Origin of the sequence: Nocardia terrae (assembly GCF_009760405.1) — a bacterium.
Lineage (GTDB): Bacteria > Actinomycetota > Actinomycetes > Mycobacteriales > Mycobacteriaceae > Nocardia > Nocardia terrae.
Map to the genome: position 1 here is coordinate 248357 of NZ_WRPP01000011.1, position 20161 is coordinate 268517.

Consider the following 20161-nt stretch of genomic DNA (forward strand, 5'->3'; position numbering starts at 1 on the left):
GCTCACTATGATCTGCCGCGATCGTGATTTACCTGCGGTTCGATATCGGGTCGTAATTTTCGTCCCTGCAGTTCCGCCGGTAGTGGTTGTCAATCCATGACCCCCTCGTTATCGTACTGTGACCATGCCGGGATTTCCGATGCACGCTTTGACGAAGATCAACTCGTCGCGTTCCCCGATGCTGTACGGGGCCATCGCGGCGATGCTCGTCACGCTCATCGTCGGCGCGGGGGTCGCCATCATGAGCAAGAAGCAGGTGACCTTCGTCATCGACGGCGCGAAGTTCGTGGCGAGCACCATGCGCGGTGACGTGCGCGGCGCGCTCAAGGACGCCGGCTACGGCCTCAGCAGCCGAGACGACGTATCGCCTTCCGCCGGAGCGCAAATCAGCGACGGATCGACCATTACGCTGAACCGCGCCCGCGAGGTCTCGCTCATCATCGACGGCACCCCGTCCAAGGCGTGGACGACCGCGCTCACCGTGGCCGAGGCCATCCCCAAGCTGAACCTGCCCGGCGACGTCTTCACCTCGCCCTCGCGGCCCAGCCCGCTGCCGCTCGAGGGTGCGCAACTGCTGATCACCAACCCGCGCACGGTCGAGCTCTCCGACAACGGAGTTCCGGCCTCGCTGGTCCGCTTGGCCGCCCCGACCGTCGGCGAACTGCTGCAGGTGCAGGGCCATCCACTGGTCAATCAGGACTTCGTGGAGCCGGCCGCGAGCACCCCGCTCACCGACGGCATGAAGATCACCGTCACCCGCAAGGTCGTGGAGAACCGCACCGAGCGGATCCCGCTGGATCCGCCGGAGAACATCATCGAGGACCAGACGCTCAATATGAGTCGCACGGTCGTCGAGAATCCGGGTGTACCCGGCACGCAGGACGTGACTTTCGCGGTCTCCATCGTGAACGGCAAAGAGGCGGGCAAGGATCCGATCAAGTCCACGGTGATCGTCCCCGCCCAGCCCAAGACCATCCGCAAGGGCGCCAAGCCCGGCACCGAGGTGCCGCCGGTGCAGAACGGCGCCACCTGGGACGCCCTGGCCAAGTGCGAATCCGGCGGCAACTGGGCCATCAACACCGGCAACGGTTTCTACGGCGGCATCCAGTTCGACCAGAACACCTGGGAACGCCAGGGCGGCACCCGCTACGCGCCCCGCGCCGATCTCGCGACCCGCGAGGAACAGATCGCCATCGCCGCGGTGACCCAGTCCCGCCAAGGCTGGGGCGCGTGGCCCGCCTGCACTTCGCGCCTCGGCATCAGCTGATCGCCCCGGCATCAGTTGATTGCCGCGGGGCCAGCTGAGCGCGGAGACAACACACCTGGCAGTCACCTCATCGGGGGCATCTCCCTCGTCATTCCGGCATGCTTTTGGCCGGAATCCACCCGGTTGGCTCTGGATCCCGGCCAAAGCACGCCGGGATGACGGGATTTCCGCGCGATATTGCTGGTCGCGGCGTCAGAAGTCCGCTGGCGGCTCAGACCTGCTGGGCGAGGCGGACGTAGGCGGCGGTGTCGAGGGTCTCGCCGCGGGCGGTGGGGTCGATTCCGGCGGCGACCAGGCGCTTTTCGGCCTCGGCGGCCGAGCCCGCCCAGCCGGCCAGGGCGGCGCGCAGGGTCTTGCGGCGCTGGGCGAAGGCGGCGTCGGCCACGGCGAAGACGGCCCGGCGGAAGGATTCGTCCTGGGGCCAGGGCGCTTCGGGGAAGCGGTCGATGCGGACCAGGCCGGATTCGACCTGGGGCACCGGCCAGAAGATCTGGCGGCCAACGGTTCCGGCGCGCCGGACGGTGCCGTAGAAGCCCGCCTTGACGCTGGGCACGCCGTAGATGCGGCCGCCGGGCGTGGCGGACAGCCGGTCGGCGACCTCGAGCTGCACCATGACGAGAGTGGTTCGGATGCTGGGGAATTCGGCCAGCAGGTGGAGCAGGACCGGGACCGCCACGTTGTAGGGGAGGTTGGCCACCAGGGCGGTGGGCTCGGCGGGCAGGTCGGCGTGGGTGACCTTCATGGCGTCCATGGGGACGACGGTCAGGCGGTCCGCGAGTTCGGGGGCGCGCGCCGCGACGGTCTCCGGCAGGTGCTTCGCCAGGGTCGGGTCGATCTCGACGGCGATCACGCGATCGACCACGTCCAAGGCGGCCAGGGTCAGCGAGCCCAGGCCCGGACCGACCTCGAGCACGACGTCGTCGCGGCCGACGCCCGCGGTGGCCACGATGCGGCGCATGGTGTTGGCGTCGTGGACGAAATTCTGTCCGAGCTGCTTGGTCGGGCGGACGCCGAAGCGCTCGGCCAGCTCACGCACTTCGGCGGGGCCCAGCAGGGCGGCTTTTCCACGACCGGCGGTCTCGGGTTCGGACATTCTGAAAAACCTATCAAGCTGCCGATTCAGGAGACGGTGGGGGCGGCGAAGATGCGATCGGTGAAGGCGTTCATGGCCGCCCACATCGCCGGATTCAGTTCGGTGTGGCCGCCGGTGCCCAGCACCGAGCTGAAATCGACGCCGTTCGCGGCGAACTCGGCCATCAGCGCGGCGTGCAGCGGTGAGGGGACCGTGGTGTCGGTCGCGTTGATCAGCAACAGGATCGGCGCGTCGTAGCCGCGGGTGGCGACGGTCATGTAGTCGCGCAGTACCGCGGGGAACGGGCCCTCCGACAGCGGGCGGGACAGGATCGCGCCGGTGTCCACACCCGCCATGCGATCGGTGAGCGTGTCCAGGCAGTCGTACTGGATGCTGTCGAGGAGTTGGCGGCCGTAGTCGGTGAGATAGCTGTCCACCTGCGCGTCGGGCCGGGTCGCGCGCATGCCGATCAGGATGGAGGTGAAGAAGGCATTGGTGTCCTGGCCGGACGGGCCGGGCAGCGCGGGCACCCAGGGCCCGGCGATCGGCAGCGCCTTCTCCACATCGGAGGCCGGGTCGATGGCGATGGTGCCGCGGAAGTCGAGGTCGGGCGCGGTGCGCACCTGATAGCTCGAACTGCCCAGGGCCGCATGCCCGCCCTGGGACGCGCCGCTCACCGCCCAGGTGCGCGAGAGCGACGGCTCGGCGGCGCGGGCCGCCTTCACCATGTCGATGGTCGCGCCCGCCTCGGTGCTGATCTCCAGATACGGGTGCGGCCCGGTGTCGAACACCCCGAGCCCGATGTAGTCCGGCGCGACGACCGCGTAGCCCTTGGACAGGAACAGGCGCATGATCGCCTCTTCCTCGCGGCGGCGGTAGGGCAGCACCTCGCGTGCCGGGTCGGCCTGGCAGCCGCATTCGGGGCCCAGACCGGTGGTGCCGTGATCCCAGGCCATGATCGGCCAGCCTCCGGCGGGCGGCTGCCCGGTGGGCACGAACAGCGCGCCGCTGGCCTGCACCGGTTCGCCGTTGGATCGGGTGGTCCAGTACTCGACGGCCGACCCGCCCCACAGGTTGTGCCAGCCGTCGGGCTGACCGGTTGCTGTGATGAGCGAGCCCGCGGTTTCGGCCTGCGCCGATATCGGCGGAACACTCAGCAGCGCACCGGCGGTCAGGGCCGCGACGGTCAGGGTTCGAGCTAACAGGCCGGTGATCCGCATGGTTCGAAAGTCTAGAACCAGCGGTCGCTGAAGATTTGCCGGAGGTGTGCCGGGCGTGGCGGCGGGGCGTGGCGCGAACCAAATACGCCATCTCGCAGGGTTTTTCATCCCTTGCCCGGGTAGCGTCCCCCTTCGGGAACCAGACCGTGAGGAGAATGCATGCCGGCTCAGCGGATTCGACGGCTCGTCCTGGGAGCGACCCTGCTCACCGCGGCCGTCGCGCTACCCGCGGGACCGGCGAACGCGGACGCCGCGCCCGGCCTGGACCGGTTCTATCACCAGAGCCTGGACTGGAAGCCGTGCAACGACGCGGTTCTCGACGCGGTCGGCGGGCAGTGCGCGGGTGTCCGGGTGCCGCTCGATTACGACAATCCGGATGGCCGCACCATTACCGTCGCCGTCTCCCGCGTCGCTGCCACCGATCCGAGTCGCCGCCGCGGCATCTTGATGTCGAACCCGGGCGGTCCCGGCGGCCAGGGCCTGCACTACACCGCCCAGCTCGCGGAGATGCTCACCCCGGATGTGCTCGCGCAGTACGACCTGGTCGGCATGGACCCGCGCGGCATCGGCCGCTCGGACGCGGTCAGCTGCACGATTCCCGTGCCCTCCATGCTGTTCTCGGCCGGGTACGACGTCTTCGGCTTCGCCCGCGACACCACCGTCGGCGCGGCGCTGGCCGCCGCGTGCGTCGGCACCGATCCGGACAAGGCCCGGCACATGACGACTCGCAATACCGCGCGCGACATGGACGTCATCCGAAGCGCTTTCGGTGAGGACAAGCTCAATTTCTATGGCGCGTCCTATGGCACGTATCTGGGCTCGGTCTACACGCAGATGTTCGGCGACCACACCGACCGCATGATCCTGGACAGCCCGATCGACCCGGATCGCTACTATGTCGGGCTCTACCAGGACATGGGCCCGCTCAACGAGTACGCGCTCGACGACTGGGCGACCTGGGCGGCGCGGCACGACGACGAGTACCACTACGGGTCGACCCGCGAGCAGGTCCGCGGCTTCGTCGAGGAGTTGATCCGGCGCTCGGTCGGGCACGAGATCTACGGCGCGGGCTACCTGGTCGACGAGCACACCATCCCGATGATGTTGCTTGCGCTGCTGGTGAATCCGCAGTTGAACACCAACCTCGCCGAGGTGGTGCACATGCTGGACGTCGGCGTGGCGGGCGGGCCCATCGACATGGACGCGCTCAAGGCGAAGATCGTCGCCGCGGTGCCCCTCGACGCCTCGGCGCTGGCCGCGATCATGTGCGGCGACAAGACCGCGCCGCGCGATCCCGCCTGGTACTACGCCAATGTCGACGCCGCCCGCAAGACCCAGCCGGTGTTCGGGGCGTTCGCCAACAACATCACCGCGTGCGCGTTCTGGCCGGACGCGGTCGAACCGCCCACCGAGGTCCGCAACGCGACACCGGTTCTCATGCTGGCGAACGTCCACGACACCCGCACCGCCTACCAGGAAGGGCTTGCGCTGCACCGGGATCTGACCGAGTCGCGCCTGGTCACCTTGGCCGACACCAGGGTTCACGGTGCCTTCCGGCCGGGCCTGAGCCCGTGCCTGATCGACATCGTGAACACCTACCTGGCGACCGGCGTGCGTCCCGCCCAGGACGTCACCTGTGAGCCCGACTTCTCCTGGTTCCCACAGTAATTCGCGCTGAATTCGCGCGAACATCCCTCGTCGTTCCGGCGTGAACCACGCCGGAACGACGATGCCGGGGTGACTACTTGACCGGGGTGGCCAGGATGCGATCGGTGAAGGTTCCGATGGCATCCCACATCTGCGGGCTGACCTGGGTGTGGGTGCCGTTGCCGACCACGGTCTGGAAGTCCACGCCGTTGGCGGCGAACTGGGCGGCCAGGGCGGCGTGCAGCGGGGACGGCACGGTGGTGTCATTGGTGTTGAGCAGCAACAGGATCGGCGCGTCGTAGCCGTTGACCGGCACCTGCATGTACTCGGTCATGGCGGCCTGGAAGGCGGGGTCGTTCAGCGGCCGCGAGAGCATGTCGCCGATGCCCATGCCGTCGACGACCTTCATGATGTCGAGGAAGCACAGGCTCTGCGAGGCGTCCACCGCCTGCTTGCCGCGCGGGGTCAGGTAGCTGTCGACGTCGACCTCGGGGTGGGTGGCCCGCAGCCCGGCCAGCATGCTGACCACGAAGCCGTTCACGGCGGTGCCGGCCTGGCCCGGGATCTCGGGTACCCAGGGGCCGACGAACGGGGTGATCTTCTCCAGATCCGATTCCGGGTCGACGGCGATGGAACCGCGGAAGTCGAGGTCCGGCGCGGTCGAGGACTGCAGGTGCGCGGTGCCGAGGGCGGCCTGGCCGCCCTGCGAGAAGCCGGTCACCGCCCAGGTCTTCGAGAGCGCCGGGTCGGTGGCGCGTGCCGCCTTGACCAGGTCGATGGTGGATCCGGCCTCGGTGCTGATCTCCAGGTACGGGTGCGGGCCGGTGTCGAAGCGGCCCAGGCCCAGGTAGTCCGGGGCGACGACGGCGAAGCCCTTGTTCACGAAGTACTGGATGACCTGGTCTTCCTTCGGGCGGCTCAGCTTCGAGGTGTCGGTCTGCCCGCCGCAGCCGGGACCCATGCCGGAGGTGCCGTGGTCGTAGGCCATGATCGGCCAGCCGCCCGCGGGGGCCGGGCCGGACGGAACGAACAGCGCGCCACTGGCTTTCACCGGTTCGCCATTGGAGCGGGTGGTCCAGTAGTCGATGATGGTGCCGTTGCTCAGGCCCCGGAAGCCGTCGGGTGCGGCGGTGGTGGCGATCGTGGTGCCCGCCGGATCGGCATGGGCCGGGCTGCCCGGCATGACCAGCAGTGCACCCGTCGACGCTAGGGCCGCGGTGAAGAACCGCGTCCGCCAACCATCCAACCGCATGAATCCTCCATCAGGTTTCTCCCGACCCGAAACACGAGCCATATTCGGGTTTCGAGCCTAAGGCATTTGAACGACGGACCAGTATGAGAACACTCTGGCAATTAGCTATCGGGGTGCGGGAAAGCCTACCCATTGACTGGTCTTGAAACTTGTTCTAATTTCTCGCCATGTCGAGCAGATATGAAGGTCGTCGCGTCATTGTCACCGGAGCGGGGTCGGGCATCGGGCAGGCTGTCGCCGTGCGCCTGCTGGCCGAGGGCGCGCGGCTGGTCGCCGCGGACGTCAACGAGAGCGGGCTCGCCGCGATGGTGGACGCCGTGCCCGCCGAGCAACGCGATCGCCTGCGCACGCTGACCCTCGACATCTCCGATCAGGACGCCGTGCGTGCCGCCACGACCCAGGCGCACGAATTCCTCGGCGGCCTCGACGTTCTCGTGAACGCCGCGGGCATCCTGCGCGCCGCGCACACCCACGACATGCCTCTCGAAGCCTGGAACAAGGTCATCGGCGTCAACCTGACCGGTACCTTCCTCATGATCCAGGCCAACCTGCCCGCCCTCGTCGAATCGGGCCACGGCGTCATCGTGAACTTCTCCTCGACCGCCGCCTTCGGCTCCAACCCGTACATGGCCGCCTACTCGGCGTCGAAGGCGGGCGTGAACGCCCTGACCCACTCCATCGCCCTCGAATACGTGAAAAAGGGCCTGCGCGCGGTGAACATCGTCCCCGGTGGCATCAGCACCGGCATCACCTCCGGCCTGGAGTTGCCCGCCGACGCCGACTGGACCCTCATGGCCCGCCTCCCCGGCTGGATCGAGGGCGGCGCCCTGGGCAAGCCCGAAGACATCGCGGGCGTAGTCGCCATGGCCGCCTCCGACGACGGCCGCTACATGACCGGTACCGAACTCCGCGTCGACGGCGGCGCCCTCATGTAGCGGGTTCGGACTGTTCGATCAGGCGGAGCAGCCCGTCGAGCGCCGCGAGGGAGGAGTGGGGGTCGCGGGTGACGAGCCGGGGATCGTGCCGGTGCCAGGCCACGTAGGCGTGGTGCGTGGGCGACCATCGGACCTGGATGAGCGACAGCGGGGTGCGACCTCGTTTCGTGTTCATGGCTGGCTCCTGTCTCTCGGAGGTTCGCGCCGGCCGACCATGGCCTGGACGACCTCGGCGATGTCGACGCCGAGTGCCGCGGCGATCTCGTAGCCGGTGGGCATGCGGGACAGGCGTTCACGCAGGCTGTCGATGGTCGGATCGAGTCGCCGCTGAATCTCGCTGACCCGCTGCGGATTTCGACCGCACAGGCCGTGCGTGCGGAGGTATCGCCCGATTTCGCCGACCATGGCGGGCACGGCGACATCGAGGAACGGGCCATCCCGGGTCGGGTCGTAGCGTTCGATCGCGAAGACCAGGCCCAGAGAGGCCACCCGATAGAGGTCGTCGTAGGTTTCCCCGCGCCCGCAAAAGCGGCGGGCGAGCTGCTGGGCCAGGGGAGCGTACCGATGCAGGAGGTCTTCTCGCGCAACGCCGCCTTCACGGGTCGGCGGGCGGGTGTCGGTGGGCTGGGTCATCAGCGTCTCTTCCGCGGCACCCTGCGAGCGGACCGCACGCTCTGGGGTTGAACGCTGCCCGTCTCGTTTCCCGTACCGCTGTATCCACCCTGTCAGGCCGGTGCGGGGGCTGTCAGTACGGGAAACGAAACCGCCGTACCGGTCCCTGTACGGGAAACGAACGGCTCAGCCACGCAGCGTGGCGCTCGGGGACTGCCCGTAGGCCCGGCGGTACTCGATCGCGAACCGGCCGGGATGGGCGAACCCCCAACGCTGGGCCGTCGAGGTGACGGTGTGACCGTCACCGGGCGAGAGCGCGCGCAACTCCTCGCGTGCCGCGTGCAGACGCATCCGGCGCAGCCGGCCCGTGGGGGTGGTGTCCAGGTGACGGCGGAACGCCAACTGCAGGGATCGGACCGTGACGAAACAGGCCGCGGCGATCTCCGCGACCGAGATGTCCTCGCGCAGATGCGATTCCATGTAGGCGATCGCGCGGCGCACGGTGTCGGCGTGCGCGTCGTGCCGGTCGGCCGCGCTCGGTTCGGCCACCGTGGTCGTCGGCAGTGTGTCGAGCACGGTGGCGGCCAGATAGTCCGCGGCGGTGGACGCCACCAGCGGTGACGCCGAGGCGTCCGGGTCGGCCGCGACGTCCTGCAGGTGTTCGAGCACCCGCTTCAGGCGTGTCCCGGCCGCCGGGGAGATCGGGCGGTGTCCGGTGAACCGGATCGCCTCGCGGTCGTCGGCCGTGCCGCCGACCCGATTCAGCAGCCGCGGATCGAACATGACGATGCGGTACCGGGACGAATGGATCACGCCCTCATAGGGCAGCTCGGGCGGCGTCAGCAACCCGACCTGCCCGGGCAGGAACACGTCCACCCCGGTATCGCGGTAGGTCTCCTCGATCGAGCCGGTCTCCACGACGCACAGGCACACCTTCTCCAGTGGATCGGCGTCGTATCGCATGGCGAACCGCAGATCCAACCGGTCCAGGCTCACCTGGCCGAGCATGTCCCGGCGAATGCTGGCCGACCCACCGGCCGGGCTGTCGTTGCCGATCGACATCTTCGTATACGCGCTGTTGAGAAAGTCCTCGGTCGCACCGAGGTCGTCACTCTCGAAAACCAGATTTCGCACGAACGCACCTCCTCAGGGCTCCGGTCGATCAAACTCCACGGATACCCGCTTCCGCGCGTCCGAATCCCGCTCGTGCCGCGACTTCTCAGTTACTTCCGAACCTTCATGACGGTCACCTCGTTCTCGCCCGTGCCGGTCCGCGTCGGTGGTCCATTGGTGGTCGAACGTGCGGGGACCAAGGAGCAAGGAGCCCGCGCCGAGGGAATTCGGACGGAATTCCCCGGCGAGAGCTTCCTTGTTCTGCAATCCCGATCAGCCGCACAGGGCGAGTTGAACGAAGGTTTGCAGTGCGGTGTCGATGGGGTGGGGTTGTGGTCGGCCGGTGGCGTCGAGGCGGTTCCAGCGCTGCAGGTTCACCGCTAGCGACAGCTGCCGTTCGCCCTCGTCTCGGGTCCAGGTGATCGCGCCGCCGCCCCAGACGGAACCGTCATGACCCCAGAAGGTGCCGTGGCCGGGAATGGTCATGCGGTGCAGGCCGAGGCCGTACTCGAGGGTCTTGCCTTCGAAGGAGATGACGGGGACGGTGCGCTGCATGTGCTCGAGGGCGGATTCGCTGATGATCTCGCCGTCCAGCAGTAGCCCGTAGAAGCGGTTGAGGTCGGCGACCGTCGAGATCAGGGAAGCCGCTGGGCCGACGAAGGACATGTCGTAGACGCTGTAGTCGCGGGGCGGGTCGATCATGCCGAACCAGGATTCGTAGTGCAGGGAATGCGGGCCGCTGATCCGCGTCCCGGTCGGAAGTTCGGTGTCCCGCAGGCCCGCTCGCTCGATCACGTCGCGGGTGATGCATTTCTCCGCGGAGGTGCCCGTGACCAATTCCAGAAGTTGGCCGAGCAGTAGGTAATTGGTGTTCGAGTACACCCCGGGGTTGCCGCCCGGGGTGCCGGTGGCCGGCGCCGAGACGCCCATCGCGATCAGCTCCAACGGGTCGAAGTGGGTGAATCGGTTGTCGTCCAGGCTCTGGGGCGTCGTTTTCGCCATGACGGGGAACGCGCGCAGGGACGAGTAGGCGTACGGGAGGTATTCGGCGAGGCCGCTGGTGTGGTTGATCAGGCTGCGGACGGTGATCTGTTCGCCGCGTTCGCCCGGAACCAGGTGCGGCAGATAGTGTCCGATCGGTTTGTCGAGTTCGACCTCCCCGCTGTCGACCTGGTACAGCACGGCGGCGGCGGTGAAGGTCTTGGTGAGGCTGCCGACGCGGTGGCGCATGTCGGGCGTGACGGGGTTGTCGGTGGTCATGTCGGCGAATCCGGCTGCGCCGGACCAGATCTGGTCGTGGTCGCGTACTTCGGCGAAGACGCCGGGTACACCGGCCCGATGGATACCCTTCAGTGCGGCCCGGAGCTTCGCGGTATCGAGGGTGTTGGTCATGGGACCACTATCAACCGCCAGGTCATGCCCGGTATTGAAGAAATTTTCCCCATGCCCGATAGCGCTGCCGGGCGATGTCGGGCAGGTAGTCCGCCGTCAACGCGCCCGGCGTGCGGTCCGCGAAAGCCGAGATGTCCCTACACAAATGGGCTTGATCGGCGTACCCGCAGCCGGCCGCGACCTCGGCGGCGGGCCCGCCCGCCAGCAGTCCGTCGACCGCGCACCGGAATCTGACCAGCATCGCCGTCCGCTTGGGCGTCAGCCCGATCTGGGATTCGAACCGCGCCCACAACCGCTTGTGACTCCAGCCGAGTTCCTGCGCGAGCTCGCCGATCCGCACCTGTCCGCGGGAGGCCAGAATGTGCTCCCACCCCGCCAGCACCTCGGGATCGGGCCCGCGTGCGCGCCGACCACCCTGCGCGAGAGCTGTTTTCGTCAGCTCGAACCGTTCGTCCCAGGTCCCGGCGGCCGCGAGCTGCTCGCGCAATCGCCGAGCGCGCTCACCCCACAGCTCCTCCAGATCGGTGACGCCCCGGCCCAATTCCATGGGGGAGATGCCCAGCACCGAATACGCCTGGAACGGCGACAGCCGAATCTCGACGCATTCGGCCCGTTCGCCGCGAATTCGCATGGCCTCGATCGGAAGTCCCGCGACGAACCCACCCATCGAGCGCTGCCCGAGCGCGTCGTCGACGGTCACCTCGCTCCCCTCGAACCCGATCACCAGGGTGACCGCCGCCGTCCCCGCGACCTGCAGATCCAGCCCGGCCCCACCCACATCGCGATACCCGATGACGGTCCCGCCCGCCGGCGTGGCCCGCACCGGCCCCGCGAAATCCCAGTCCATGTCAGACCCCCGGCTCTCGACGCAGATACCCACTGAGCAGAATCACCGTCTCGTCCTCGATTCGTGGTGCGGGAACGGGATTCGCCGCGGTCATCAGGCGATGGACCATCGATTCGACGGTCACCACCACGATACGGGCACTCAGCACCGGATCGGCGACCCGAACCTGCGGATGATGCTCGAGCAGTGCGGCGACCGACGCGACGGCGAACTGCTCGAATTCGTGCAGCCGAGCGAGGAGATCGGGGGAGCGGGGCGCCTCCTCGAAGAGCACACGATGCAGGCGCGGATTGTCGCGATGATTGTCAATGGTGGCCTTGATGAACACCCGCAGGCAGTCCTCCAGCTCGGGTGGCAGTCCGGCGGCCAGGCGCTGCTCGTACAGGGCGGCTCCCGCATCGAGGTGCTGCTCCATCAACGCCCGCAGGATCGCGTCCTTGTTCGGGAAGTACCGATACAGCGACCCGATCGAGATCCCCGCCCGCTCCGCAATGCGATTGGTCGTCCCCGCGCCGTATCCGAACTCGCCGAAAACCTGAGCAGCCGCCTCGAGAATCCACCGCCGAGTATCGACGGATCGCTCCTGTTTCGGCTGGCTGCGCGGCCGAAACCGATCGGTGGGCGTCACGGCGTCCTCCCCCTCGAAATGCGAGTAGTCACCCCGCGGATCACTCCGCAGACTTAGGTAACCCTAATGGCCCGAGCGGAGGAAACACCGTGCGCACCATCGAGATTCACACCGACCTGCCGACCGACGCGCCACGAGTATGGGCGGCGATGCTTGCCCCGTCCACGTTCCTCTACGTCTGCCGCGGCCTGATCGGCATCCCGGCCCTGCGAGGTCGCATGGATCCGCTGCATGTCGGTGAACGCGGCACCGCATGGCTTTTCGCCTTTCACCTCATCCCGGCATACCGCCACACCATCGAGGTGATCGAGGTCGACGAATCCACCTCGACCATCCGCACCCACGAATACGGCGGAGTGATCACCACCTGGAACCACACCCTCCACGTCGAACCTCTCTCGTCGGACCGCTGCCGCTACACCGACACCGTCGACATCGAAGCGGGCCGCCTCACCCCGCTCGTCGCCGCGGTCGCCCTCGCGATCTACCGCTATCGCCATCGCCGCTGGCAGACTCTTGTCCATCGCCACTCGACCGCACCGATCGTTCGCTGAGGAGGCATTGATGCTGCCCGTGATCTTTTCGATGGGCGTCTCGCTGGATGGATACATCGAGGGACCGGACGGCAACATCCGCTGGACCGCCCCCGACCCGGACCTGTTCCGCTTCCACATCGAGCAAACCCGCGACGTGGCCGCCCACTTGTGCGGCCGCCGCCTCTACGAAGCGATGCTGGTCTGGGAGACCGCCGAGCAAACCATGTCCGACGAGGCCGACTTGGAATTCGCGCGAATCTGGCGGCCGATTCCCAAAGTGGTGTTCTCCCGCACCCTGCACTCGGTAGCAGGCAACGCCCGCCTGGCGACCGACGATATCGCCACCGAAATCGACCGCCTCCGCAGCCAACCCGGTGACGGCGTGGTGGCCCTGGGCGGAGCCGCACTCGCCGCGGCCGCCATGGCCGAAGACCTGATCGACGAATACCGCCAATTCGTCTACCCGATCATCCTCGGCGGCGGCACCCCCTACTTCCCGCCCCTCCCGAAACCCCTCGCCCTCGAACTGGTCGAATCCCGCCCCCTGACCTCCGGCGTCACCTACCTCCGCTACCAGCGCACCCGCTGACCCGAGCCGGGTCCTCTTCCCCGTAGCGTGAGATGGGCCTATTCGTGCATTCTTCGGGGCCGAATGGCGGTTTCGACCAATCTCACCGCCGCAGTGCACGTCCAAGCCCATTCCCGGTGCGAGCTGGGCGCTGACAGCTCCGTGATCTTGTTCGGGGTCAGCGGAACCTGGGCGATTTGATTCGGAGGGCGATACGACCTCGGGATGTGATGCGCCAGCGACCGCGGGGGTGGGTAGCGGTGACGAGGCCCCGAGATTTGAGTTGGGTCAGGGCATTTCGGGTACGCCAACTGGTCAACGACGAGACCTGCTGGATTTGAGTGGTCGTGAGGCTCTGCTCGGGAGTGAGGGCCGAGAGAACGGCCACTTCGGCGGGCGTCATGCGAACCGCCCCCGCCTGATTCGGTGTCGGCCGGAGGGGCATCCGCTCCGGTAGGGGACTTCGAGGTAGCCGCCGCCGATGACGGTGAGCCGTAGGTTCGCGGATTCTGTCGGGTGGGCCTGGCTGTGGAAGCCCCACCAGGACCAGATGATCACGCTGATGCAGAGGACGGTGATCGCGAGCAGGGGCCAGGTTTCCCAAGGCATTTCGAGCCTCCTGAGTCTGGTGCACTGTCGGGTATTCGCCCGGATACCGTTGAGGTCTCGGATGGTTGGCTGGGATCGGGGCGCGATGTCATGGGACATCCGCGATTGCGGGTTGGGAAGGGGATTTCTTGCGCGCGCAGGATTTCTGTGCGTTTTCCCAGCACGCCACCCGATTTCGGCGCAAACTTTGTTCAGGTCTCGGAGCCGACGCCAGGAGATGGTCATGTCGAAGCGCTCCAGCAATCTGCCGCGTCGCCAACTCGGGCGGTACTTGAGAGAACTGCGTCAGCAGTGCGGGCTGTCGATCGTGCAGGCGGCCAAGCTCGCCGAGCGCAGCTCCGGCAGCCTGCAACGACTGGAAACCGGTGCGACGGACCGGATCCAGCCGAGCGATATCGAGGAGCTGTGCCGGATCTACGACGCACCGGACTATGTGGAGCCGTTGAAAGGGCTTGCACAGCAGTCGAATGTGAAATCGTGGTGGCACGAATACGGGGACGTGATTCCCGCCAGCTTCAATGTCTACGTGGGTTTGGAGTCTGCCGCTGAACGGCTGACCATTTACCGACCCGACATGGTGTCCGGTCTGTTTCAGATACCGGAATACGCTCGTACCCTCGACCACACGTATTTCCCGTGGGAGTCGCCGACGGCGATCGAGCGCCGCGTGAACCTGCGGATACGACGACAATCCCTGATCACGCGGAAGCGCAAACCGGCAACCGTACGTCTGGTCATCGATGAAGCTGCATTGCGGCGAATGGTCGGCGGACCGAAGGTCATGGCCGCCCAGCTGAGGCATCTTGCGGGCCTGCCGTCGAACGTGACCGTCCAAATCCTGCCTGCCGCAGTAGGGTTTCCACTGGGAGTGTCGCCAGGCCCGTTCACCATCCTCGATTTCGCAGTTGACGAGGACGGGGAGCCCGAGGAGCCTACGGTCGTCTATGTCGAGAGCTACATGGGCGCAATGTACTTCGAGATGCGGGACACCGTTGATCAGTATCGGACCGCGTTCGGGACCCTCGAGCGAGTAGCGTTGAACCCGGCGGACAGCAGAAATCTGCTGCGACGACTGGCGAAGGAGTACTCAGCGTGAAAAGTGAGTTGGCCCAAGCCGAGTGGTTCAAGAGCAGTCGAAGTGCGGGCGGACAGGACTGCGTCGAAATCGCATTCCTATCCCGCGGCGAGGTCGGGGTGCGCGACTCCAAGAACCCCGGCGGTCCCGCGCTCGTGTTCTCCGGGGAGCAGTGGGACCGCTTTCTCGGTAGCGGGGTGTGGGAGCGCTAGGCCGAGATGGAGAGGCCCTCGAGGAGGGTGGTGGGGGCGGCGCCGTCGCTGTCGGTGCGGGTGGTGATGGTGAGCTGGACCATGTACTGGCCGGTGGGGGAGTTGACGAGGATGTAGCGGTTGTAGGCCCAGAGGGTGAGCTGTTCCACGTCGTAGGTGCCGGTGATGCCGGCGGAGGGGTAGCCCTCGAAGTCGTTGGTGTCGGTGTCGAGGTCCTGCCAGTTGGGGAGTTGGCGGGCGTCGGCGAAGGCGTGGGCGAGGAGTTCGGCGGGGTCGACAGCCGGGGTGAAGGACGCCACGAGGAGGACGGCGTTGTCGGCCCAGCCATTGACCGGGGGCTGGGTCCAGACGCCGTAGGAGCCGGGGAACATGCCGGCCGGAACCTGCTGCCAGCCTTCGGGGATGCCGACGGTGACCTTGGGCGCGCCGGGGGCCGCGGGGTCGACCGGGGCGGCCTGGATCTGGTTGGTGGCCAGGTATTCGGCGATGGTGGTCAACGGGGCTCCTCGGTGAGGGGGTGGGTGGTCCACCAGCCATTCAACACGATGCGGCCGCGACGGATTGCTCGATGGTGTCGCGCAGCGAGAAGGGGGCGGCGCGCAACGAGAAGGGCCGCCCGGTCGTGGTGATCCGGGCGGCCCTCGGGTGTCGATCGGCTGTGGTCATCCCTTGAACCGGCGCAGGCGCAGGCTGTTGCTGACCACGAACACGCTGGACAACGCCATGGCGGCACCGGCGAGCATCGGGTTCAGCAGGCCGGCGGCGGCCAGCGGGATGGCGGCCACGTTGTAGCCGAAGGCCCAGAACAGGTTGCCCTTGATGGTGCGCAGTGTGGCGCGGGACAGCTTGATCGAGGTCGGGACCGCCCGCAGGTCGTCGCGCACCAGGGTGAGATCGGCGGCCTGGATGGCGACATCGGTGCCGGTGCCCATGGCCAGACCCAGATCGGCCTGGGCCAGGGCGGCCGCGTCGTTGACGCCGTCGCCGACCATGGCGACCACCTTGCCCGCGTCCTGCAGCTTCTTCACCACGTCCAGCTTGTCGCTGGGCAGCACCTCGGCGATGACCTCGGAGATGCCCACCTGATCCGCGACGGTGCGGGCGGTGGCCGCGTTGTCGCCGGTCAGCAGCACGGGGGTGAGCCCGAGCGCCTTCATTTCCGAGATCGCCTGGGCGCTGGTGGATTTCACCGCGTCGGCGATGACCAGCACGCCGCGCGCCTGCCCGTCCCAGGCCACCACGATGGCGGTCTTGCCCGCCTGCTCGGCCCGAAGCTTGGCTTCCGCCAAGGCTTCCGGCAGGGTGATCGACCAATCCTCCAGCAGCTCGGTGCGTCCGATGACGACCGCGCGCTCACCGACCAGACCCTGCACGCCCTTGCCGCCGTGGCTGACGAACTGCTCCACCTTCTCGGTGTCGAGTCCGCGCTCGGCGACACCGGCGACCACGGCCTTGGCGACCGGGTGCTCGGAACCGTGCTCGACGGCCGCGGCCACCGACAACAGCTCGTCGGCATCCACGCCCTCGCCCGGAATCGCTTCCGCCAGCGTCATCTTGCCGGTGGTGACCGTGCCGGTCTTGTCCAGCACGACCGTGTCGATGCGCCGGGTCGACTCCAGCACCTGCGGGCCCTTGATCAGGATCCCCAGCTGTGCGCCGCGGCCGGTGCCCACCAGAAGCGCGGTGGGCGTGGCCAATCCGAGGGCGCACGGGCAGGCGATGATCAGCACCGCGACGGCCGCGCCGAAGGCGGTGGACACCGCCGCGCCGGTTCCGAGCCAGAAGCCCAGCGCCGCGACCGCGATACCGATGACGATGGGCACGAAGATCCCCGCGACCTGATCGGCCAGCCGCTGCACGGGCGCCTTGCCGTTCTGCGCCTCCTCGACCAGCGAAGCCATCTGCGCCAGTTGGGTATCCGCGCCGACCCGGGTGGCGCGCACGGTCAGCAGACCGCCCGCGTTCACGGTCGCGCCGACCACCTGATCGCCGGGACCCGCCTCGACCGGCACGGACTCGCCGGTCAGCATGCTCATGTCGAGCGCCGAATTGCCGCTCACCACAACGCCGTCGGTGGCGACCTTCTCGCCGGGGCGGACCAGGAACTCCTCGCCGACCCGCAGATCGCCGATGGGAATGCGGGTTTCGACGCCATGGCGCAGTACCGAGACATCCTTGGCGCCCAGCTCCAGCAGGGCGCGCAGCGCGGAACCGGCCTTCTCCTTGGACCGGACCTCGAAGTAGCGTCCCGCCAGAATCGCCGTGACCAGGGTGGCCGCGACCTCGAAGTACAGGGCCGAGGACGAGTCCCCGCGCTCGATGGCGAAACTGAACGGGTGCTTCATGCCCGGCATGCCGGCGTTGCCCCAGAACAGCGCGTACACCGACCAGCCGAAGGCCGCGATCGTGCCCAGCGAGATCAGCGTGTCCATGGTCGCCGCACCGTGTTTGGCGTTCACCCACGCGGCCCGGTGGAACTGCGACGCGCTCCACACCACGATGGGCGCGGCCAGCGTCAGCGACAGCCACTGCCAGTTGGTGAACTGGAACACCGGGAACATGCCCATGGCGACCACGGGCACGGCCAGCGCCAGCGTCACCAACAGCTTGTGCCGCAACAGATCCGCCGGTGACGGACCCGAATCGCTCTCGATGGCCTCGGTTTTCACCGGTTCGTTGTGGTGCACGGCCGCGGTGTAGCCGGTATCGACGACCTTGGCGATCAGGTCATCCGTCGTCACCGACTCCGGGAAACTGACCTTGGCCTTCTCGGTCGCGTAGTTGACGGACGCGGTGACGCCGTCCATCCGGTTGAGCTTCTTCTCGATGCGCGCCGCGCAGGAAGCGCAGGTCATCCCACCGATATCGAGTTCGATCGAACGCTCGGGTGCCGGGGCGCTCATGAGTGACCTCCTTCGTGGTGGGCGGGCGCATCCGAATCGGGTGCGGCGGTGGCTGCTTCGTCGGTGAACTCCGCGGTGTGTACCGCGCCGCCGTGCTGGAAGTCCAGGTAGAGGCGGTATTTGCCGTCGCTGGGCGCTTGCGCCTCGAAGACGACGTCGGGGCCGGGTGCGGTCTTGCCGACCTCGCCCTCGGGATGGACGTGCAGGTAGGCCAGATCCGTGGCCCGCAGCGCTACCAGGTGAGCGTACGCGCCCAGGTAGGGCTGCAGATCGGTCACCGGTTTGCCGTCGCGGGTGACGGTGAACTTCACCTCGCTGCCCGCGGTGGTCAGGTCGCCGGTCAGGGTGACGCGGTAACCGTCCACGTCGGCGGTCCTGGAAACCGGCGGCAGCGGCTTGTCGGTGACATTGCCCGCGACCGCGAAGGCGCGGCTCAGCACCAGCTCGCCCGGCCCGTCGGCGGGGGAGAAGTCGGCGAACACGCGGTAGCTGCCGGGTGCGGCCCACTTCCAGTCGATGGACCAGGTGCCGTCGGCGGCCCGCGTCGGATGCACGTGCCGGAACTGGCTCGCGTCGCTGCGGACCACGATCAGGTGCAGGTCCTGCTCGTGGAGGTCGTTGTACTTGGTGACGGTGCCCTGCGGTCCGGTGATCCGGAAGCGCAGTGCGCCAGGCTGATCGGGGGTGGCCGGGGCGCTGATCTCGCCGAGGCTGTAGCCGGAGCGGCTGTCCTCGAGTCCGGTCGCGGCGGCCGCGTGCTGACTGTGGTCGGAGGTGGCCGGGCCCGGGGCCGCGCCGGATCGGTCGCCCACCAGGGCTCCGATGCCGAGCGCGGCTCCGAACAAGACGACCAGTCCGCCGCCGAAGGCGGCGAACCTCAGTCGATCGTTCACACCGCCACCTCGTACCCGGCCTCGTCGACGGCGGCGACCACATCGGCGTCGGCGAGCGGGGCGGCGGACTCGACCTTGACCAGTCCGGTGGCGAGATCCACGTCCACGCTGGTGACGCCGTCGATCTTGCCGATTTCCTTCTGCACCGAACCGACGCAGTGGCCGCAGGTCATGCCGGTGACGGTGTAGGTGCTGGTGGCCATGGCGGTCTCCTCGTGTCGTCGAACTTCGATTCGGTGGTGATTCATACGGTGTGGGGGTATCCCCGACACCCAGAAACATACCCCCCGTGGGTACCTTGCGCAAGTACTCGAACGGGAAATCTGTCGACTAGGCTGTGCGCGTGCTCTCAGTTGTGCCCAGCCCGCTCGTCGTGCGCGCGCCCGCGAAGGTGAACCTGCACCTCGGCGTGGGCGACCTGCGCGAGGACGGCTACCACGACCTCACCACCGTGTTCCAGGCGTTGTCGCTGTCCGACGACGTCCAGATCGCGCCGTCCTCGGCCCTGCGGGTGAAGGTCACCGGCGAAGGCGCCGACGACGTGCCCACCGATCGCGGCAATCTGGTCTGGCAGGCCGCGGTCAAACTCGCCGATATGGCCGGGCGCGCGCCGCTGGTGGAATTCGCCATCACCAAGGGCATTCCGGTGGCGGGCGGCATGGCCGGCGGCAGCGCGGACGCCGCCGCGGCCCTGGTCGGACTGAACGATCTCTGGGAGATCGGCCTCGGCCGTACCGAATTGTCCGAGATCGCAGCCGAACTGGGCAGCGACGTCCCCTTCTCCCTGCACGGCGGCACCGCGCTCGGCCGCGGTCGCGGCGAGAAACTGCTCCCGGTGCTGTCCCGCAATACCTTTCACTGGGTGCTGGCGCTGGCCAAGGACGGCCTGTCGACCCCGGCCGTCTTCCGCGAACTGGACCGATTGCGCGAGGTCGGCGACCCGCCGCGGCTCGACAGCCCGGAGGAACTGCTGCAGGCCCTGGCCTCCGGCGAGGCCAAACAGCTCGCCCCGCTGCTGGGCAACGACCTGCAGGCGGCCGCCCTCTCGCTGAAACCCGAACTGCGCCGGACCCTGCGCGCGGGCGTCACCGCGGGCGCGCTGGCGGGCATCGTCTCCGGCTCCGGCCCGACCTGCGCCTTCCTCTGCGAGAGCGAGGATGCTGCGGTCACCGTCGCCGCCGAACTCGCGGGCGCGGGGGTGTGCCGCAGCGTGCGCACCGCCTACGGGCCTGTCCCGGGTGCGCGTCGCATTGTCGGTGACAACTGATCTCGTAACTGCGGGGGCAACTCGTCGGGGACGGGCTGAGTCTCTCCGTACGCGACCGCCGGTCCGCAACGGCCGGTGAGTAGGCTCTTGCAGTTCGGTAAAAAGACACGGAG

23 protein-coding genes are annotated in these 20161 nt (G+C 67.9%); 8 read left to right on the forward strand and 15 right to left on the reverse strand.

Annotated features, from left to right (window positions below):
* The first annotated feature begins 139 nt into the window (after positions 1–139).
* Entirely contained in the window at positions 140–1267 is a 1128-nt protein-coding gene (locus tag GPX89_RS38125) for a resuscitation-promoting factor (RefSeq protein ID WP_157392609.1), read from the forward strand.
* A gap of 211 nt (positions 1268–1478) precedes the next feature.
* On the opposite strand, the gene rsmA is transcribed toward GPX89_RS38125, so the two are convergent.
* Positions 1479–2360, reverse strand: a complete 882-nt coding sequence (gene rsmA, locus GPX89_RS38130; RefSeq protein WP_157392610.1) for a 16S rRNA (adenine(1518)-N(6)/adenine(1519)-N(6))-dimethyltransferase RsmA — start codon at positions 2358–2360, stop codon at positions 1479–1481.
* Positions 2361–2386: 26 nt separating this feature from the next.
* Positions 2387–3559 (reverse strand): lipase family protein, encoded by a 1173-nt coding sequence (locus tag GPX89_RS38135; RefSeq protein ID WP_157392611.1) that lies wholly within the window; start codon positions 3557–3559, stop codon positions 2387–2389.
* Between the two features lie 159 nt (positions 3560–3718).
* Here GPX89_RS38135 and GPX89_RS38140 point away from each other — a divergent pair, with 159 nt between their 5' ends.
* A complete protein-coding gene (locus GPX89_RS38140) occupies positions 3719–5227 on the forward strand; it encodes an alpha/beta fold hydrolase (RefSeq protein ID WP_157392612.1) in 1509 nt (502 codons plus the stop codon).
* A 73-nt stretch (positions 5228–5300) separates the two neighbouring features.
* On the opposite strand, the gene GPX89_RS38145 is transcribed toward GPX89_RS38140, so the two are convergent.
* Positions 5301–6458 (reverse strand): alpha/beta fold hydrolase, encoded by a 1158-nt coding sequence (locus tag GPX89_RS38145; protein WP_157392613.1) that lies wholly within the window; start codon positions 6456–6458, stop codon positions 5301–5303.
* A 167-nt stretch (positions 6459–6625) separates the two neighbouring features.
* Here GPX89_RS38145 and GPX89_RS38150 point away from each other — a divergent pair, with 167 nt between their 5' ends.
* A complete protein-coding gene (locus tag GPX89_RS38150) occupies positions 6626–7393 on the forward strand; it encodes an SDR family NAD(P)-dependent oxidoreductase (protein WP_157392614.1) in 768 nt (255 codons plus the stop codon).
* On the opposite strand, the gene GPX89_RS38155 is transcribed toward GPX89_RS38150, so the two are convergent.
* From GPX89_RS38155 to GPX89_RS38180, 6 genes are all read right to left on the reverse strand, one after another.
* Positions 7386–7568 carry a hypothetical protein gene (locus tag GPX89_RS38155; protein ID WP_157392615.1) on the reverse strand — a complete coding sequence of 61 codons (183 nt, stop codon included), beginning with the start codon at positions 7566–7568 and terminating at the stop codon, positions 7386–7388. The two genes, GPX89_RS38150 and GPX89_RS38155, sit on opposite strands and share 8 nt — an antisense overlap.
* Positions 7565–8026 (reverse strand): sigma factor, encoded by a 462-nt coding sequence (locus tag GPX89_RS38160; RefSeq protein WP_157392616.1) that lies wholly within the window; start codon positions 8024–8026, stop codon positions 7565–7567. The genes GPX89_RS38155 and GPX89_RS38160 overlap by 4 nt, the downstream gene beginning before the upstream one ends.
* Positions 8027–8191: 165 nt before the next feature.
* Positions 8192–9139, reverse strand: a complete 948-nt coding sequence (locus GPX89_RS38165; RefSeq protein WP_328602771.1) for a helix-turn-helix transcriptional regulator — start codon at positions 9137–9139, stop codon at positions 8192–8194.
* Between the two features lie 252 nt (positions 9140–9391).
* Positions 9392–10510, reverse strand: coding sequence for a serine hydrolase domain-containing protein (locus tag GPX89_RS38170; RefSeq protein WP_157392617.1), 1119 nt, complete (start codon positions 10508–10510; stop codon positions 9392–9394).
* 22 nt (positions 10511–10532) lie between these two features.
* Positions 10533–11357: a helix-turn-helix domain-containing protein gene (locus tag GPX89_RS38175; RefSeq protein WP_157392618.1), complete on the reverse strand. Its 825-nt coding sequence runs from the start codon at positions 11355–11357 to the stop codon at positions 10533–10535.
* Position 11358: 1 nt separating this feature from the next.
* Positions 11359–11985, reverse strand: coding sequence for a TetR/AcrR family transcriptional regulator (locus GPX89_RS38180; RefSeq protein WP_328602772.1), 627 nt, complete (start codon positions 11983–11985; stop codon positions 11359–11361).
* 149 nt (positions 11986–12134) lie between these two features.
* Between GPX89_RS38180 and GPX89_RS38185 the strand changes: the two genes are divergently transcribed.
* A complete protein-coding gene (locus GPX89_RS38185) occupies positions 12135–12539 on the forward strand; it encodes a hypothetical protein (protein WP_157392663.1) in 405 nt (134 codons plus the stop codon).
* A gap of 10 nt (positions 12540–12549) precedes the next feature.
* Complete coding sequence (locus GPX89_RS38190) at positions 12550–13110, forward strand: dihydrofolate reductase family protein (RefSeq protein WP_157392619.1); 561 nt, start codon at positions 12550–12552, stop codon at positions 13108–13110.
* Between the two features lie 378 nt (positions 13111–13488).
* On the opposite strand, the gene GPX89_RS38195 is transcribed toward GPX89_RS38190, so the two are convergent.
* Complete coding sequence (locus GPX89_RS38195; protein WP_157392620.1) at positions 13489–13698, reverse strand: hypothetical protein; 210 nt, start codon at positions 13696–13698, stop codon at positions 13489–13491.
* 223 nt (positions 13699–13921) lie between these two features.
* Here GPX89_RS38195 and GPX89_RS38200 point away from each other — a divergent pair, with 223 nt between their 5' ends.
* The gene (locus GPX89_RS38200) at positions 13922–14794 is read left to right on the forward strand and encodes a helix-turn-helix domain-containing protein (protein WP_235949014.1); all 873 of its coding nucleotides are present in this window, start codon (positions 13922–13924) and stop codon (positions 14792–14794) included.
* Positions 14791–14985: a DUF397 domain-containing protein gene (locus GPX89_RS38205; RefSeq protein ID WP_328602774.1), complete on the forward strand. Its 195-nt coding sequence runs from the start codon at positions 14791–14793 to the stop codon at positions 14983–14985. The genes GPX89_RS38200 and GPX89_RS38205 overlap by 4 nt, the downstream gene beginning before the upstream one ends.
* On the opposite strand, the gene GPX89_RS38210 is transcribed toward GPX89_RS38205, so the two are convergent.
* The 5 genes from GPX89_RS38210 to GPX89_RS38225 are packed head-to-tail and all read right to left on the reverse strand — an operon-like array spanning position 14982 to position 18984.
* Positions 14982–15482, reverse strand: coding sequence for an LpqN/LpqT family lipoprotein (locus tag GPX89_RS38210; RefSeq protein WP_157392622.1), 501 nt, complete (start codon positions 15480–15482; stop codon positions 14982–14984). The genes GPX89_RS38205 and GPX89_RS38210 overlap by 4 nt on opposite strands.
* A 40-nt stretch (positions 15483–15522) precedes the next feature.
* Positions 15523–15651: a hypothetical protein gene (locus GPX89_RS45675; protein ID WP_268893436.1), complete on the reverse strand. Its 129-nt coding sequence runs from the start codon at positions 15649–15651 to the stop codon at positions 15523–15525.
* The gene (locus GPX89_RS38215; RefSeq protein WP_157392623.1) at positions 15648–17888 is read right to left on the reverse strand and encodes a heavy metal translocating P-type ATPase; all 2241 of its coding nucleotides are present in this window, start codon (positions 17886–17888) and stop codon (positions 15648–15650) included. Before GPX89_RS38215 ends, GPX89_RS45675 begins: the two co-directional genes overlap by 4 nt.
* Positions 17885–18781, reverse strand: a complete 897-nt coding sequence (locus tag GPX89_RS38220; protein WP_328602775.1) for a hypothetical protein — start codon at positions 18779–18781, stop codon at positions 17885–17887. Before GPX89_RS38220 ends, GPX89_RS38215 begins: the two co-directional genes overlap by 4 nt.
* Positions 18778–18984, reverse strand: a complete 207-nt coding sequence (locus GPX89_RS38225) for a heavy-metal-associated domain-containing protein (protein ID WP_157392624.1) — start codon at positions 18982–18984, stop codon at positions 18778–18780. The genes GPX89_RS38220 and GPX89_RS38225 overlap by 4 nt, the downstream gene beginning before the upstream one ends.
* Before the next feature lie 140 nt (positions 18985–19124).
* Between GPX89_RS38225 and GPX89_RS38230 the strand changes: the two genes are divergently transcribed.
* Positions 19125–20048 carry a 4-(cytidine 5'-diphospho)-2-C-methyl-D-erythritol kinase gene (locus GPX89_RS38230; protein ID WP_328602776.1) on the forward strand — a complete coding sequence of 308 codons (924 nt, stop codon included), beginning with the start codon at positions 19125–19127 and terminating at the stop codon, positions 20046–20048.
* Positions 20049–20161 lie beyond the last annotated feature (113 nt).

Bases quoted from the DNA above. Each gene is read 5' to 3' on its own strand.
- GPX89_RS38125 (WP_157392609.1), top strand. From the start codon at position 140: ATGCACGCTTTGACGAAGATCAACTCGTCGCGTTCCCCGATGCTGTAC.
- rsmA (WP_157392610.1), bottom strand. From the start codon at position 2,360: ATGTCCGAACCCGAGACCGCCGGTCGTGGAAAAGCCGCCCTGCTGGGC.
- GPX89_RS38135 (WP_157392611.1), bottom strand. From the start codon at position 3,559: ATGCGGATCACCGGCCTGTTAGCTCGAACCCTGACCGTCGCGGCCCTG.
- GPX89_RS38140 (WP_157392612.1), top strand. From the start codon at position 3,719: ATGCCGGCTCAGCGGATTCGACGGCTCGTCCTGGGAGCGACCCTGCTC.
- GPX89_RS38145 (WP_157392613.1), bottom strand. From the start codon at position 6,458: ATGCGGTTGGATGGTTGGCGGACGCGGTTCTTCACCGCGGCCCTAGCG.
- GPX89_RS38150 (WP_157392614.1), top strand. From the start codon at position 6,626: ATGTCGAGCAGATATGAAGGTCGTCGCGTCATTGTCACCGGAGCGGGG.
- GPX89_RS38155 (WP_157392615.1), bottom strand. From the start codon at position 7,568: ATGAACACGAAACGAGGTCGCACCCCGCTGTCGCTCATCCAGGTCCGA.
- GPX89_RS38160 (WP_157392616.1), bottom strand. From the start codon at position 8,026: ATGACCCAGCCCACCGACACCCGCCCGCCGACCCGTGAAGGCGGCGTT.
- GPX89_RS38170 (WP_157392617.1), bottom strand. From the start codon at position 10,510: ATGACCAACACCCTCGATACCGCGAAGCTCCGGGCCGCACTGAAGGGT.
- GPX89_RS38175 (WP_157392618.1), bottom strand. From the start codon at position 11,357: ATGGACTGGGATTTCGCGGGGCCGGTGCGGGCCACGCCGGCGGGCGGG.
- GPX89_RS38185 (WP_157392663.1), top strand. From the start codon at position 12,135: ATGCTTGCCCCGTCCACGTTCCTCTACGTCTGCCGCGGCCTGATCGGC.
- GPX89_RS38190 (WP_157392619.1), top strand. From the start codon at position 12,550: ATGCTGCCCGTGATCTTTTCGATGGGCGTCTCGCTGGATGGATACATC.
- GPX89_RS38195 (WP_157392620.1), bottom strand. From the start codon at position 13,698: ATGCCTTGGGAAACCTGGCCCCTGCTCGCGATCACCGTCCTCTGCATC.
- GPX89_RS38200 (WP_235949014.1), top strand. From the start codon at position 13,922: ATGTCGAAGCGCTCCAGCAATCTGCCGCGTCGCCAACTCGGGCGGTAC.
- GPX89_RS45675 (WP_268893436.1), bottom strand. From the start codon at position 15,651: ATGACCACAGCCGATCGACACCCGAGGGCCGCCCGGATCACCACGACC.
- GPX89_RS38215 (WP_157392623.1), bottom strand. From the start codon at position 17,888: ATGAGCGCCCCGGCACCCGAGCGTTCGATCGAACTCGATATCGGTGGG.
- GPX89_RS38225 (WP_157392624.1), bottom strand. From the start codon at position 18,984: ATGGCCACCAGCACCTACACCGTCACCGGCATGACCTGCGGCCACTGC.